Here is a 15,157-nt window from a genome sequence, read left to right as displayed (position 1 = left end):
CTGCACAGGGGTGAGCACCATGAACATCCTCGTCCGTCCGTCCAGCCTCCGCAAAGACCAGCCGTGGGAAGTCTGCCTCGACCAGCAGGCGGTACGCTTCCGCAGCGAGCTCGAGGCGCGAAGTTTCGTCGCTACCCTCGAGGCGCGCCTGAAGGCGCCGCACCAGTTGCCCGAGTTGGTGCAACGCGCCAGTTGATCAGGCGGCGCGCTCGCTGATCTGCCCGCTCAGCCACCCCAGCACCGCAGCCACCAGGCTGCAGGTGGTGATGACGACCGCCATGGGCAGCGCGGTGCCGTCGTGCAGCGCACCGACCAGCGCCGAGGCGCCGGCCGCTACGGTGAACTGCAGGCTGCCCATCAGCGCCGAGGCGCTGCCCGCGTGGCGGCCCTGGCTGGCCATGGCGCAGGCCGAGGAGTTGGGCATCAGGAAGCCCAGGCTGGCAATGGCGCCGAAGAGCGGAATCAGCAACGGCCACAGGTGCTCGGGCCGGAACAGGGTGATCACCAGCAGTGCGGCCCCGCAACCGAAGTACACCCACACCGCCCGGCGCAGCCAGAATCCCGGCCCGCGATAGCGCAGCAGCCGTGCGTTGACCTGTGCCATCAGGATGAAGCCGGCGGCATTGCTGCCGAAGATCCAGCCATAGTGCTCGGCCGGCACGCCGTAGAGTTGGATGAAGATGAAAGGCGACCCGGCGATGTAGGAGAACATCCCAGCGATGGCCACCCCGCCGGTGAGTGCGTAGGTAATGAAGGAACGGTCGCGGAACAGCGCCCGATACTGCCCCAGCGCGCCCCGCAACGGAGCGCGCGGCCCGGCCGGAATCGTCTCCGGCAGCCACAGCGCGATGGCGCCACCAGCGAGGGCGCTGAACAGCGTGAGCGTCAGGAAGATCGATTGCCAACCGGACAAGCTGAGCAGCAATCCGCCTCCCAATGGCGCCAGGATCGGCGCCAGCCCCATCACCAGCATCAGTTGCGAGAAGGCCTTGGCGGCGGCGACCGGGTCGCACAGGTCACGCACCACCGCCCGCGAGATCACCATCCCCGCGCAGCCGCCCAGTGCCTGGACGAAGCGCGCGCCGATCAGCCATTCCAGATTCGGCGCGACGGCGCAGGCAACGGACGCCAGGGTAAAGATGCTCACCCCCAGCAGCAGCGGGATGCGCCGGCCGACGCGGTCGGCCAGCGGGCCGTAGAGCAATTGGCCGATGGCGAGGCCGGCGAAGTAGGCGGACAGGCTCAACTGCACATGCTCGACGTCGGTACCGAAAGCCTGCGCCAGCGTGGGGAAACTGGGCAGGTAGAAGTCGATGGCCATGGGCCCGAAGGCGCTCAGGGCGCCGAGGATCAGCAGGATGCGGAGGTTCATGGATCACCTGATCACGCCGGGTCGCCGAATGGCGCTGCGCAGCGCGGGCAGTTCGGTGTGGATAACGGGTTGGCGCGCACGGATGGCACAGCGAAGCCATGCATTGTGGCGAGCGCCGGAAAATTAGCAAGCTCCCTAAGCAACTCCCGAAACAAAGGGAGGGACAGGCCCGGCTGGCGCAGCCGGACCTGTCGGCACCTCAGGCCTCGTGCGCCCCCTCTGCGGCGGGCTTGGCCTTGTTCTTGCGGCCGCTGAGTTTGTCGGCAGCCGACTCCACCAGCATGTAGAACATCGGGATGAGGAAGGTGGCCAGCAGGGTCGCGGCCAGCATTCCGCCGATCACCCCGGTACCGATGGAGTGGCGGCTGGCCGAACCGGCCCCGGTGCTGATGGCCAGCGGCACGCAACCGAGGATGAACGCCAGCGAGGTCATGACGATCGGGCGGAAGCGCAGCTTGGCCGCCTCCAGTGCCGCTTCCATCGGGCCCATGCCCTGCTCTTCGCGGCACAGCACGGCGAACTCGATGATCAGGATGGCGTTCTTCGCCGCCAGGCCGATCAGGGTTACCAGGCCGACCTGGAAGTACACGTCGTTGTCCAGACCACGGATCCAGATCGCCAGGATCGCCCCGAATACCGCGAAGGGCACCGCGGTGACCACTGCCAGCGGCAGGGTCCAGCGCTCGTATTGCGCCGCCAGGATGAGGAACACCAGGATCAGGCCGAAGATGAACGCGGTACTGCCCGAGCCCTGGGTCGCCAGCTCCTGGTAGGCCGAGCCGATCCACGCCAGCGAGTAGTCCTCGCCCAGCACCTGGTCCGCCACCTCCTGCATCGCCGCCAGCGCCTGGCCCGAGCTGTAGCCCGGCGCCGGGCCGCCAAGCAGCTTGGCCGCCGGGAACACGTTGAAGCGCGCGTAGGAATCAGGACCAAGGACGCGCTTGACCGAGACCAGCGTCGACAGCGGCACCAGATCGCCGGTGGAGGCACGCACGAAGACCTGGCTCAGGTCCTCCGGCTTACGGCGGAACTCCGGCTCCGACTCCAGGGTGACCTGCCAGGTCCGCCCGTAGAGGGTGAAGTCGTTGACGTAATAGCTGCCGAAGGTGGACTGCATGGCGGTGAACACGTCGTTGATCGCCACGCCCAGCGAACGCGCCTTGGTGCGGTCCAGATCGATGTAGTACTGCGGCACGTTGGCGTTGAAGGTGGTATTGACCCCCGCCAGCTCCGGGCGCTTGGCCGCGGCGGCGAGGAACTTCATGGTCACCTCCTCGAGCTGCTCGGAGGTGCCGCCGCTGCGGTCCTGGATGTAGGCCTCGAAGCCGCCGGTGGTGCTCATGCCAGTGATGGGCGGCGGGTTGAACGACATGACGACGCCGTCTTCCTGCGAAGCCCCCATCTTCATGAATTCATGGGTCAGGTTGCGCGCGTCGGTTTCCGGCGTGGTGCGCTCTTTCCAGTCCTTGAGCGGAACGAAAGAGACCCCGGCGTTGCTGCGGGTGCCGAAGGTCAGGATGTCGAAACCAGCGAAGGTCACCACGTCCTGCACCGCAGGATTCTTCATCAGTTGCTGGGTCACGTCGCCGGTGAGCTTCTCGGTGCGGCTCAGCGAGGCGGCCGGCGGCAGGAAGTAGGCGTTGATCACGTAGCCCTGGTCTTCATCGGGGACGAGCGAGCCCGGTACGCGGCCGAAAAGGACCACCAGCAACGCCACCATTCCGGCGAACAGTACCAGGCCGAGGATGGCGCGCTTGAGGAAGAACTGCACGCCCGCACCGTAACCGTTGGTGGCCCGCTCGAACACCCGGTTGAACCAGCGGAACGGCGCGGCAGGCTCCTTGTGCTCCGGCTTGAGGATCAGCGCGCAGAGCGCGGGCGACAGCGTCAGAGCGACGATGCCGGAAATCACCACGGAAACCGCGATGGTGATCGCGAACTGCTGGTACATCTGTCCGGCCAGACCGCCGAGGAAGCCGACAGGAATGAATACCGCACAGAGCACCAGCACGATGGCGACGATCGGTCCGGTCACTTCCTCCATCGCCTTGATCGCCGCCTCCTTAGGTCCGAGCTTCTCGGTGCGCATGACCCGCTCGACGTTCTCCAGCACCACGATGGCATCGTCCACCACGATGCCGATGGCCAGCACCATGCCGAACAACGACAGCAGGTTGATGGAGAAGCCCAGCAGGTACATGCCGGCGAAGGTGCCGATCAGGGACACGGGAATCGCCAGCACCGGGATCAGTGTGGCGCGGAAGCTCTGCAGGAACACGTAGACGACGATCATCACGAGGATCAGCGCTTCGATGAAGGTGTGGATCACTTCCTCGATGGAGACCTTCACGAAGGTAGTGGTGTCGTAGGGAATCTTGAAGGTGATGCCCTCGGGAAAGCGCTTGGCCAGCGCCGCCATGTGATCACGCACGGCCTGGGCGGTGTCCAGCGCGTTGGCGCCCGGTTGCAGGTAGATGCCGAAGGCAGCGTTCTGCTGACCATTGAGCGAGGTCACCAGGGAGTAGTCCTGCGCCCCCAGCTCCACCCTCGCCACGTCCTTGAGCAACAGGCTGGCGCCGGTCTGGTCGCTGCGCAGGATGACGTTCTCGAACTCCTTGGGGTCGGTGAAACGCCCCTGGGCCGTGGCCATGTAGGTGAAGTCCTGCGGCTCCTTCATCGGCTGCTGGCCGAAGCTGCCGGCGGCGAACTGCGAGTTCTGCTCGCGGATCGCATTCACTACATCCGTGGGCGTCATATTGTACTGCGCCAGCTTGTCCGGCCGCAGCCAGATGCGCATGGAGTAGTCCTTGGAGCCAAACTGGCTGACATCGCCGACGCCGGGGATCCGCTTGAGGTCGTCGATGACGTTGATCAGCGCGTAGTTGCTGATGAAGATCGGGTCGCGGGAGTTGTCCGGCGAATACAGGGTCACCACCTGCAGGATGTCGGAGGACTTCTTCTCCACCTGCACGCCCTGCCGGCGCACTTCCTCGGGCAGCTTGGCCAGCGCGGCCTGCACCTTGTTGTTGACGTCGATGGTGGCCTGGTCGGGATCGGTGCCGACCTCGAAGTACACGGTCAGACTCATGGCGCCGCTGCTGTCGGAGTTCGACAGCTGGTAGATCATGCCTTCCACGCCGTTGATTTCCTGCTCCAGCGGCGCGGCCACGGTTTCGGCGATTACCTGGGAGCTGGCGCCGGGATAGGCCGCGGTCACCGAGACCTGCGGTGGCACGATTTCCGGGTACTGGGCGATGGGCAATGCGCGCATGGCGACAAGGCCGGCGAGCAGGATCACGATGGAAATCACCATCGCGAACACGGGACGTTCAATGAAGAAGCGCGAGATCACGATGAGCGCTCCTTAGGACTGTGCCTGGGCGGGTTGCGGCGCGGGTGCCTGCGGTGCTGCCTCGCTGGCCTTGACCGGCTGGTCGGGCCGCACTTTCGGAATGCCCTCGACGATGACGTGGTCACCGTCATCCACGCCGGCATCGATGATCCAGCGACCGTTCACGGTCTGGTTGGTGGTCACCTGGCGCACACGGGCGAAGCCGTCCTTGTCCACGACATAGACGAAGGTGCCGCGTGGCCCCTGGGCCAGGGCGCGCTCGGGAACGGTCACGGCGGCCTTGCGGGTGATGCCCTTGATCAGCACGCGGACGAACTGGCCGGGAATCAGCTGGTTATCCGGATTGGGCACCACGGCGCGGGCATTTACCGTGCCGGTGCCGGTGTTGACGAAGCTATCGGTGAAGTCGACCACGCCGTCGATGGGGTATTTGCTGCCGTCGCCGAAGCGCAGCTCAGCCGCCAGCTTGCCCCCACTCGGCAGAGTCAGCTTGCCGCTCTGCACCCCGTCGCGCAGGCGCGCGGCCTCGGTGTCCGGGTAGGCGAAGTTGACATAGACCGGATCGAGCTGGGTGAGCTTGGTCAGCAGGCTGGAATTGGGGTCGGCGGCGGCCACCAGGCTGCCTTCGGAGCGCACTTCCTTGCTCGCCATGCCGGAGATCGGCGCGGTCACGGTGGTGTAGTTGAGGTCGATCTGCTTGGCCTGCACGTTGGCGCGGGCGGCTTCGACATCGGCCTTGGCCTGCTCGAAGTTGGAGATGTAGCGATCCAGTTCGCTCTCGCTGGCGAAGCCCTTCTTCTGCAATTCACGGATGCGCCGCAGGTCGCGGTCGGTCTGGCGGTAACGCGCCTGGGCCTGGGCCAGCGAGCCCTGGGCCTGGCCGAGCGCCGCCTGGTATGGGCGTGGATCGATACGGAACAGTACTTGCCCCGCCTTCACCGGCCGACCTTCCTCGTAGGTACGCCGCTGCAGGATGCCGCTGACCTGCGCCCGCACTTCCACCTCGCGATAGCCGGCGGTACGTGCCGAATATTCCAATGTCATCGGCACCGGCGCGCTCTTCGCCACTTCGATGGTCACCGCGGGAGGGGGTGGTGCCGCTGCTGCGGGCTTGTCGTCCGCCCGTACTCCGCTGGCGAACAGGACTGGCAACCCAACGACAACAAGCGCGACGGGCAAACGGCGGGCAAACGGCATGTAACCTCTCCATGGAATTGACTGACGGCGGAACTCAGAAGATCGACGATTGCACGACGTTTACCTACGCCAGTGTCTGTAAAGCACTGTTCGCGCTATAAAATCAGTAAACTGCCCGTCACTCAGTGATCCTAGCCTGTATACCAACAAGCGCCATGAGAAGAACTAAAGAAGATTCGGAACGTACACGCCAGACGATTCTTGACTCGGCTGAGGGCCTTTTTTTCGAGAAAGGCGTCTCCAATACCAGCCTGGAAGAGATCGCTCGCGCCGCCGGAGCTACCCGCGGAGCGGTGTACTGGCATTTCCAGAACAAGGCGCATCTGTTCAACGACATGCTCAACCAGGTTCGCCTGCCACCGGAGCAACTCGCCCAGCGGTTGTCCGGTTGCGATGGCCACGATCCGATCGAGTCGTTGTTCCAGCTCAGCGTGGAGGTCGTCGAGAACCTCGCCCGCGACGAGCAGCGTCGGCGTATCCTCACCATCCTCCTGCAACGCTGCGAGTTCACCGACGAGCTGCGCGACGCGGAAGAGCGCCACAATCATTTCGTTCGCCAGTTCATCGAACTCTGCGAGCAACTGTTCAGCCGCGAGGATTGCCGCACGCGGCTGATGTCGGGCGTGACGCCCAAGATAGCCTCGCGCGCGGTGCACGCCATGATCTTCGGCCTGCTCAGCGATTGGCTGCGCGACCCAGCCCTGTTCGACCCACTGCAGGAAACCCGCGAACTGTTCGACGCCGTGTTCCGTGGCCTGGTGCGCGACTGGCACCCGGCGCTGGCATAAGGGCCGGCAGGACGCCGGCCCGGAAAGGATAAAGACTCAGGCCGCCTCGGCCTCGTAGCCCTCCTCGCGGATCGCCGCGAGGATCGCGCTATCGTCCAGCCGGCTGGCCACCCGAACCTCGCCGGCGCCCAGGTCGACCTGCACGTCCGCCGCAGCGTCCAGCGCCTGTACCGCCTGGGTGATAGCCCTGACGCAGTGACCGCAGCTCATGCCTTTGACAGTGAAGGTATGCATGGAATGTCTCCTCTGATGGGTTGAAGCACTGGATGCAGTCTCGACCTTGCCACGGTGGCAAGGTCAAGCCTTTCTCGTCGACGTCGTCTTGTACTTGTCCTACGTCAGGCTCTAAGCCAAGCTGCGGAAAAAGCTGACACATCGGAGAACGCCCATGCGCCGTTCCCTTCTGCTCGCAACCGCTTTCGTCGCCACCCTGCCCTGGTTCGCCTGCGCCGATGGCATGCCCGACGAACCCGCCGCGCCCGCAACACCCTCGGCTCCGCCAGCGAGCACGCCCGGCTCCTGGCCGGTACCCGACGCCCAGCCGGTGGCCTACGCCGTGCTGATCGTCAGCCGTGAACGGCTGGATACCGGTACCGCCTGCGACATCGACCTCTACGTGCAGGACGAAAAGGTCTCGCGCCTGCAGCCTGAAGGCGAAGTCGCCCTCAACCTGCCACCGGGCGAAGTCTCCCTGCGCCTGCAGACAGCCAACTCCGGCCTCTGCCGCAGCGGCATCCAGCCGCTGCGCGCACAATCCGTCCAACTGCATGCCGGCGAAGTGCGCAAGTTCCGCATCGCCAACAGCGAAAGTGGCCTTTACCTGATGCCGGTCTCCAGCGGCAGTTGATAAAGGGGCAGCTGAAATGCGGCCGCGGATTTGACCTGCGGCAAGATGACAGCGAACGAGGGTTGACCTTACCCTCGTGTCAAGGTTGATGCTATCGGGGAACTTCAGGGAGAAAGCCCCATGAGCAGCGCCAACCCCATCGAACTCGACCTGCCCGTCTCCGGGATGACCTGCGCCAGCTGCGCCGGTCGGGTCGAGCGCGCCCTGCGCAAAGTACCCGGCGTGCAGGAAGCCAGCGTCAATCTCGCCAGCGAACAGGCCCGCGTCCAACTGGCCTCGCCGTCCAGCGATGCAACACTGCCGGCGCTGGTCGCCGCGGTCGAGCAGGCCGGTTATCAGGTGCCGTCCCACGGACTGGAGTTGGCTATCGAGGGCATGACCTGCGCCAGTTGCGTCGGTCGTGTCGAACGTGCGTTGAACAAGGTTCCTGGCGTGCGCTCGGCCAGCGTCAACCTGGCCAGCGAACGCGCCCACGTCGAGTTGCTCGGCGCCGTGGATACCGCCACCCTGATCAGCGCCGTCGACAAGGCCGGCTACAAGGCCCGTCCGATCGAACCCGACCAGCCTGCTGTGGACCCCGCCATAGCCCGCCTGGCGCGCGAGCGCTGGTGGCTGGCCGCGGCCATCCTGTTGTCGCTGCCGCTGGTGCTGCCGATGGTGGGCGACTGGTTCGGCCAGCACTGGATGCTCCCCGCCTGGGCGCAATTCCTCCTCGCCACACCCGTGCAGTTCCTCATCGGCGCGCGCTTTTATGTCTCGGCCTACAAGGCAGTGCGCGCCCGCAGCGGCAACATGGACCTGCTGGTCGCCCTCGGCACCAGCGCCGGCTACGGCCTGAGCCTGTACCTCTGGTACGCCGCCGCTCCGGGGCAGATGCCGCACCTGTACTTCGAAGCCAGCGCCGTGGTGATCACCCTGATCCTGCTCGGCAAGTACCTGGAAAGCCGCGCCAAGCGCCAGACCGCCGCCGCTATCCGAGCACTGGAAGCCCTGCGCCCCGAGCGTGCGACCCGTGTGCGAGACGGCATGGAAGAAGACGTCGCCATCGCCGAGCTGCGCCTGGGCGACGAAGTGCTGGTACGCCCCGGTGAGCGCTTCCCGGTGGACGGCGAAGTCCTCGCCGGCCAGAGCCATGCGGATGAAGCCTTGATCACCGGCGAGAGCCTGCCGGTGCCCAAGGACATCGGCGACCCGGTCACCGGCGGCGCCATCAACGGCGAAGGCGTGCTGCGCGTGAAGACCACCGCACTGGGCGGCGAAACCGTGCTCGCGCGGATCATCCGCCTGGTGGAGGACGCCCAGGCCGCCAAGGCGCCGATCCAGAAGCTGGTGGACAAGGTCAGCAACGTGTTCGTCCCGGTGGTGATCGGCATTGCGCTGGTCACCCTGGTCGGCTGGCTGATCGCCGGCGCCGGCTGGGAACACGCACTGATCAACGCCGTGGCCGTGCTGGTCATCGCCTGCCCCTGTGCCCTCGGCCTTGCCACACCGACCGCGATCATGGCCGGCACCGGCGTGGCGGCCAAGCACGGCATCCTGATCAAGGATGCCGAGGCCCTGGAGGTCGCCCACGCGGTGACTGCCGTGGCCTTCGACAAGACCGGTACTCTCACCTCAGGTCAGCCGCGCATCACCAATCTCGCGGCGCCAGGCGACGAAGCCGAAGCCCTGGCCCTCGCGGGCGCCCTGCAACGCGGCAGCGAGCATCCGCTGGCCAAGGCCGTGCTGGATGAGTGTGCCGAGCGCGGGCTCAACCCCGCTGCTGCCGAGGCTGCCCAGGCGCTCACCGGGCGCGGCATCCAGGGACGAGTGGGAGACCGCCTGCTCGCCCTGGGCAACCGGCGGATGCTCGACGAAGCGCAGTTGCCACCCGGCGCGCAGGCCGACTCCGCCGCGCAATGGGAAGCAGAGGGCCGCACCTTGTCCTGGCTGATCGAGCGCGAGCCGCAAGCCCGCGTGCTTGCCCTGTTCGCCTTCGGCGACAGCCTCAAGGAAGGCGCCAAAACCGCCATCGATGCCCTGCGCGAACGCGGTATCGACAGCCACCTGATCACCGGCGACAACCGTGGCAGCGCCAAGGTCGTCGCCGACGCCCTGGGCCTGGACGATGTGCACGCCGAAGTACTGCCCGGCGACAAGGCTGCCGTGGTCGGCGCGCTGCGCAAGGAAGGGAAAGTCGTGGCGATGGTCGGCGACGGCATCAACGACGCCCCGGCACTGGCCGCGGCGGACGTCGGCATCGCCATGGGCGGCGGCACCGACGTGGCCATGCATGCCGCCGGCATCACCCTGATGCGCGGCGACCCGCGCCTGGTCCCGGCGGCGCTGGACATCTCCCGGCGTACCTACGCGAAGATCCGCCAGAACCTGTTCTGGGCCTTCATCTACAACCTGGTGGGCATCCCGCTGGCCGCCTTCGGCCTGCTCAACCCCATGGTCGCCGGCGCGGCGATGGCCGCCTCCAGCGTCAGCGTGGTGAGCAACGCTCTGCTGCTCAAGCGCTGGAAACCACAGGATCAGAAATGACCTTGCCGCCCCCGAACCATCGGGGGCGGCCGTTCAAGAGGAATCGGCATGAACATCGGCGAAGCGGCGAAGAAGAGCGGCCTGACCGCGAAGATGATCCGCTACTACGAATCCACCGGCCTGCTCGCCCCCGCCGGCCGCAGCGCCAGCGGCTACCGGCACTACAGCGAGCAGGACCTGCACACCCTGGCCTTCATCCGCCGCTCGCGGGACTTTGGCTTCTCCCTGGAGGAGGTCGGCCAACTGCTCGCCCTCTGGCAGGACCGCCAGCGCGCCAGCGCTGACGTCAAGGCCCTGGCCGCCCGGCACATCGATGAGCTGAACCGCAAGATCGCCGAGCTGAGCAGCCTGCGCGATACGTTGCAGGAGCTGAGCGACCACTGCCAGGGCGACCATCGCCCGGACTGCCCGATCCTCAAGGACCTGGAGTCGGGAGCGTGCTGTCACTGACTATGATTTCAAACGAGCCTCGAGTGCCGCAACGGCACTTTTTGCACCTTCGCAATCTCGCTCCATAGCCAATCGCAGGTAACGCAACCGCTCCTCCTGCCCTCTGCGACTTACGGCCTTTGTGCGACGCGCTAGCTCAAAGTAGGCCTCCGCTTCGAATTCCGCTTGGGTCAGTTCGGGGAGTGGGAAGGCAGCACGCTGATTGTGCACACAAAGGCGGTAGGCAGGAGATTGCATCGGATAATACGCAGCGTGGCGCGGTGCCTGCTCAATGGCTTGCTTCAGGCCCCCCTGCATATCCTGCGGCGCCATCTGTTCCTGGCAGATACTCGGGCCAACCAAGGCCGCTGGCAGGAAATTCTGCTTCGCGCTGCGCATCAGTAGATCGCAGACAGCTTCCTGCTTCTCCGACGGCCCCACCGAGGGAATCCTGAGCGTCATCGCCAGCAAGTACTGGCCAGCCGCATTGCCCGCGTCAGCAGAGCGTCGCAATGCAGGCAACGCTTCCCTGGCGAAAGTCACATAGTTGACGAACTGGGTCTGCAAGGCCGGATCCGTCCCTCCCTGCATCGTCAGGAGGTCGTAGTCCTTGATCGAACTCTGCGACAGGGCCAGTAACTCGCGCGCCTGCGCCAGGTCGCTGTCACCTGGTGCGGCATGCGCGGCCAACGGCAGCAATGAGAGGAGCCAAGCCGCCGCGGCGAATTTCGAACGCATATCCAGATATCCCTTCCAGAAGATCAAGTCGCGAGTGTGTACCAGGCGCTCGCCCCCGGCAATTCAACCGCTCCGCTTACGCGCTGGCCACCGCCCGGCGACGCCAGATCGATGCCGGCAGCACCGTCACGGCGAGGCCGATGAAGACCAGCACGCAGGCCATCCAGTCCTGGGCGGTGAGGTCTTCACCCAGGAACAGCCAGCCCGACAACAGCCCGGACACCGGCACGGCCAGCGCAAAGGGCGTGACCTGGCTGGCCGGGTAGCGGCGCAGCAGGAAGCTCCACAGGCCGAAGCCGACGGTAGTGGCGAGAAAGGCGATGTAGAGCAGCGCACCTACCCCGTTCAAGCTGATGTTCACGACGGCGTGCTCGATGGCCTCGGGGCCTTCGAAGATCCACGACAGCACCAGCAGTGGCAGCGGCGGGATCAGGCTCACCCAACTGATCAGGCGCAGCATGTCGCTGGCGCCGGAGCGCTTGGTGGCGATGTTGGAGAAGGCCCAGGCAAGTGCGGCGGCGATCACCAGCAGGAAGGCCACCAGGCTGTCGCCCATGGGACGCTCCAGGCCAATCAGCAGCAGGCCGCCGGCGGCCAGCGCCAGGCCGATCAGAGCGCGCGCGCTGGGACGCTCGCCGAGGAAGGCGGCGGCGATCAGCACGGTGAAGAACACCTGGCTCTGCAGCACCAGCGACGACAGGCCCGCCGGCATACCGATATGCATGCCGACGAACAGCAGGCCGAACTTGACCACGCCGAGCAGCACACCGATCTGCACGATGCGCCAGAACGGTGCCGGCAGCGGACCGCGCAGGAAGATCAGCGGCAACGCCGCCAGGGCGAAGCGCAGGGCGCAGAACAGCAGAGGCGGGAAGTCATGCAGGCCGACCTTGATCACGACGAAGTTGACGCCCCAGATCAAGGTGACCAGCAAGGCGAGGAGAACGTGGCGAAGGGGCATGGCAGAGCGCTCGGGGTGGGATAAAGGAAAACTACCAGCCCACGCCTGAAATGTATGGATACAGTTGCGGCCTTACAGTTTTCCGAGATGATCTTCGTGGGATCTTTCATCCCGCCACGCGCACCGGAACGCCAGAGCTCGCGAGCAAGCCCGCTCCTACAAGGGCTCGATACGTAGTTTCGGCCAGCGCGCCGGCCAGTTCTTGGCGGCGAGGCGTGCGCGGTAGATGTCCGGCTTGCCGCGGAAGTGCTCGGTGGGCCTGACGCGCAGTTCCCAGATGTCATCGATGCCCAGCGGCGCCAGTAGCTGCAGGGACTCGTCGCTCAGCCGAACGGCCACAACGGTGCAGACTTCCGGCCAATGGATCATGGCGTCGGCGCAATCTCGGTAGGGCGAGTCGCCGTTGCGCAGATGCATCCGCGCCTGGTTACGCACGGACCAGGGTACATCCGTGCAGACGCCCAGCAGACGACGCTCCCAGGCGTAATCCGCTTCGGGCTCCAGGCAGTCGGCAGAGAAATACAGCACATCGATATCGCTCAACGGCGTGGGTTCGCCATAGCCATGCAAGGCGTCCCACACCGCGTTGCGCACGAAGCCCGCCGCAATCCAGGCGCCCGCGGGGCCGTGATCCCGCACGACGCGCAGCAGGTGCATGCGTTCAGGTTGCCCGGCGATCAGCGCGAGAAGCTCCCTCTCGCCGGGCGGTGGCATCAGGCCTGCTCCCAAGGCGGGGGCGGTGGCTCGTCGTTCTTCTGCGGGGAATCCTGGGCAGCGCGGCCAGCTTCGCGACGTTCCTGCTCGCGCATGGCGTCGGCGATCTCCCGCAGCACGGAGTCCACATCCGCCTCGTCTTCCGGGTCGTCGAAATGCCCGGTCAACTCGGTATCCGGCAGCAACTTGCCGTCCTCGTAGAGCGCCCACATTTCCTTGGCGTAGTGCGTGTACCTGAGCTCCGGGGCGAAGCGGCCGAAGTAGGCAGCCATGTTGCCCACGTCGCGCTCCAGCATACGGAAGGCGTGGTTGTTGCCGGCGGCATCGACGGCCTGCGGCAGGTCGATGATCACCGGGCCATCCGGGCCGACCAGTACGTTGAACTCCGACAGGTCGCCGTGCACCAGGCCCGCGCAGAGCATCATGACGATCTGGCGGATGAGGAATTCGTGGAAGTCGCGGGCCAGCTCCGGCTCCATCACCACGTCGTTCAGACGCGGCGCGGCGTCACCGTCTTCGTCGGCAACCATCTCCATCAGCAGTACGCCGTCAAGGAAGTCGTAGGGCTTGGGCACCCGCACTCCGGCGTTGGCCAGGCGGAACAGCGCAGCCACCTCGGCGTTCTGCCAGGCGTCTTCCTGCTCCTTGCGACCATACTTGGTGCCCTTGGCCATGGCGCGCGCCTGGCGGCTGTTGCGCACCTTGCGGCCTTCCTGGTACTCGGCGGCCTGGCGGAAGCTGCGCTTGTTCGCTTCCTTGTAGACCTTGGCGCAGCGCAGCTCTTCACCGCAGCGCACTACATAGACCGCTGCTTCCTTGCCGCTCATCAGCGGCCGCAATACTTCGTCGATCAGGCCGTCTTCGATCAACGGCTCTAGGCGTTTCGGGGTCTTCATCGGGCTTCCTGGCGTACCTCTCTGGGGCGCTGCGCTCCTTATACGGCAATCATCGACAACCGCCCAGTACGATCAGGGCTCAGGCGGCGTCAACTCGATACTTTCGGTCACGGCATCTTCCAGGCGCTGCAGTTCCAGCCCCAGCGCTTCATCACTGTCGGCGTAACGCTGGGCAATGTTGGCAAAGCCTTCGGCGACTTCCCCGAAAGCCTCCACCACGCGCGGGTCGAACTGGCTGCCGGCGCCGGCCTTGATGCGCTCGGCGGCTTCGTCCGGGGTCAGCGAGGTGCGATAGGCATGGCGGCAAGTGAATTCGTCATAGCAATCGATCAGCGAGAGCATCCGCGCGCCCAGGGGAATCTGCTCGCCAGCCAGGCCCGCCGGGAAGCCGCTGCCATCCCAGTGCTCGTGGTGGCTGTAGGCGATTTCCTTGGCGAAACGCAGGAAATCCGCCGGGGAGCCCAGCTTGCGCTCGGCCGCCGCCAGGGCATCTCGACCAACGGTGGTGTGGCTTTCGAGAATCAACCGGTCGGCCTCTTCCAACTGGCCGGGGCTGTGCAGGATTCGGTCGGGCACGGCGACCTTGCCGATGTCGTGCAGCTGCGCCGAGCGCACCAGCAACTCGATGTTCTCCACTGACAGCTCGGCGGCGAACTCGCTGTGCAGCGACAGCGCGCTGCCCAGCAGGCGCATGTAGTGCTCGATGCGCACCAGGTGGTTGCTGTGGGGGTTGTCGCGCAGGTCGCAGAGGGTCGCCATGGCTTCCAGGGTGGCGTCCTGGATGGCCTGCAGTTCGCGGGCGCGGCGACGCACCTCGAGTTCCAGGTACTCGCTCTTGTCGCGCAGGAAATCGGAATTGGCTTTCAGATTCAGGTGCGCGCGGATGCGCGCCAGGGTCACCGGCGGGCTGATCGGCTTGGTCAGGTAGTCCACCGCCCCCAGGTCCAGGCCCTTCTGCTCGTCGGCGGGGCTGACCATGCCGGTAAGGAAGATCACCGGGATGTCGCGGGTCAGCGGGTCGGCCTTGAGCTGGCGGCAGACTTCGTAGCCGTCCATCTCCGGCATCATGATGTCGAGCAACACCAGGTCCGGGCGCGGATCGCTCTGCATCAGGCGCAGCGCCTTCGGCCCGCTGGCGGCGACGCGCACCTGGTAGCGGTCCATCAGCAGTTCGCTCATGAGCATCAGATTGTCCGGCTGATCATCCACCACCAGGATCATCTCCTGCTCCGGCCGGTCCAGCATGCTATCCATCGCAACTCCTCGCATCGGTCAGATTCGTGACATGCCATGGGGGATCGGACCACCGCCCTGTCCGCGTGTTCCTGTCCCGCATT

Annotated in this window: 13 protein-coding genes and 1 pseudogene; 5 read left to right on the top strand and 9 right to left on the bottom strand. The window is 65.8% G+C overall.

The window, feature by feature from the left end:
• Positions 1-19 precede the first annotated feature (19 nt).
• Complete coding sequence (locus LDJ84_RS04755; protein ID WP_089285816.1) at positions 20-196, top strand: hypothetical protein; 177 nt, start codon at positions 20-22, stop codon at positions 194-196.
• Here LDJ84_RS04755 and LDJ84_RS04750 read toward each other — a convergent pair whose 3' ends face one another.
• The 3 genes from LDJ84_RS04750 to LDJ84_RS04740 all read right to left on the bottom strand — a co-directional run bounded on the left by LDJ84_RS04750 (position 197) and on the right by LDJ84_RS04740 (position 5,921).
• On the bottom strand, positions 197-1,372 hold the full coding sequence (locus tag LDJ84_RS04750) for a multidrug effflux MFS transporter (RefSeq protein WP_084358147.1): 1,176 nt from the start codon (positions 1,370-1,372) through the stop codon (positions 197-199). It abuts the gene before it with no gap.
• A gap of 199 nt (positions 1,373-1,571) precedes the next feature.
• Positions 1,572-4,724 carry an efflux RND transporter permease subunit gene (locus LDJ84_RS04745; RefSeq protein WP_038803698.1) on the bottom strand — a complete coding sequence of 1,051 codons (3,153 nt, stop codon included), beginning with the start codon at positions 4,722-4,724 and terminating at the stop codon, positions 1,572-1,574.
• Between the two features lie 12 nt (positions 4,725-4,736).
• Positions 4,737-5,921, bottom strand: coding sequence for an efflux RND transporter periplasmic adaptor subunit (locus LDJ84_RS04740; protein ID WP_226045970.1), 1,185 nt, complete (start codon positions 5,919-5,921; stop codon positions 4,737-4,739).
• A 155-nt stretch (positions 5,922-6,076) separates the two neighbouring features.
• On the opposite strand from LDJ84_RS04740, the gene LDJ84_RS04735 reads away from it, so the two are divergent.
• Positions 6,077-6,709 (top strand): TetR family transcriptional regulator, encoded by a 633-nt coding sequence (locus LDJ84_RS04735; RefSeq protein WP_226045969.1) that lies wholly within the window; start codon positions 6,077-6,079, stop codon positions 6,707-6,709.
• A 36-nt stretch (positions 6,710-6,745) separates the two neighbouring features.
• Here the strand turns inward: LDJ84_RS04735 and LDJ84_RS04730 are convergent, their stop codons facing one another.
• Positions 6,746-6,943, bottom strand: a complete 198-nt coding sequence (locus LDJ84_RS04730; protein ID WP_024763044.1) for a heavy-metal-associated domain-containing protein — start codon at positions 6,941-6,943, stop codon at positions 6,746-6,748.
• A 154-nt stretch (positions 6,944-7,097) separates the two neighbouring features.
• On the opposite strand from LDJ84_RS04730, the gene LDJ84_RS04725 reads away from it, so the two are divergent.
• The 3 genes from LDJ84_RS04725 to cueR all read left to right on the top strand — a co-directional run bounded on the left by LDJ84_RS04725 (position 7,098) and on the right by cueR (position 10,532).
• Entirely contained in the window at positions 7,098-7,556 is a 459-nt protein-coding gene (locus LDJ84_RS04725; protein ID WP_024763043.1) for a hypothetical protein, read from the top strand.
• A 120-nt stretch (positions 7,557-7,676) separates the two neighbouring features.
• Positions 7,677-10,082 (top strand): heavy metal translocating P-type ATPase, encoded by a 2,406-nt coding sequence (locus LDJ84_RS04720; RefSeq protein WP_226045968.1) that lies wholly within the window; start codon positions 7,677-7,679, stop codon positions 10,080-10,082.
• A gap of 48 nt (positions 10,083-10,130) precedes the next feature.
• The gene (gene cueR, locus LDJ84_RS04715) at positions 10,131-10,532 is read left to right on the top strand and encodes a Cu(I)-responsive transcriptional regulator (protein WP_024763041.1); all 402 of its coding nucleotides are present in this window, start codon (positions 10,131-10,133) and stop codon (positions 10,530-10,532) included.
• Here cueR and LDJ84_RS04710 read toward each other — a convergent pair whose 3' ends face one another.
• The 5 genes and pseudogenes from LDJ84_RS04710 to LDJ84_RS04690 all read right to left on the bottom strand — a co-directional run bounded on the left by LDJ84_RS04710 (position 10,533) and on the right by LDJ84_RS04690 (position 15,074).
• Entirely contained in the window at positions 10,533-11,249 is a 717-nt protein-coding gene (locus LDJ84_RS04710; RefSeq protein WP_226045967.1) for a hypothetical protein, read from the bottom strand.
• Positions 11,250-11,312: 63 nt separating this feature from the next.
• Positions 11,313-12,210, bottom strand: a pseudogene (locus LDJ84_RS04705) (EamA family transporter).
• A gap of 156 nt (positions 12,211-12,366) precedes the next feature.
• The gene (locus LDJ84_RS04700; protein WP_226045966.1) at positions 12,367-12,924 is read right to left on the bottom strand and encodes a nucleotidyltransferase family protein; all 558 of its coding nucleotides are present in this window, start codon (positions 12,922-12,924) and stop codon (positions 12,367-12,369) included.
• Positions 12,924-13,820 carry a PA4780 family RIO1-like protein kinase gene (locus LDJ84_RS04695; RefSeq protein ID WP_054908379.1) on the bottom strand — a complete coding sequence of 299 codons (897 nt, stop codon included), beginning with the start codon at positions 13,818-13,820 and terminating at the stop codon, positions 12,924-12,926. The genes LDJ84_RS04700 and LDJ84_RS04695 overlap by 1 nt, the downstream gene beginning before the upstream one ends.
• A gap of 72 nt (positions 13,821-13,892) precedes the next feature.
• Positions 13,893-15,074 (bottom strand): two-component system response regulator, encoded by a 1,182-nt coding sequence (locus tag LDJ84_RS04690; RefSeq protein ID WP_024763036.1) that lies wholly within the window; start codon positions 15,072-15,074, stop codon positions 13,893-13,895.
• Positions 15,075-15,157: the final 83 nt, after the last annotated feature.

This window comes from Pseudomonas sp. HS-18, from assembly GCF_020401845.1.
GTDB lineage: Bacteria > Pseudomonadota > Gammaproteobacteria > Pseudomonadales > Pseudomonadaceae > Pseudomonas > Pseudomonas nitroreducens.
The sequence above is the reverse complement of the archived record's forward strand: the minus strand, read 5'-3'. Positions and strand labels throughout refer to the sequence as shown.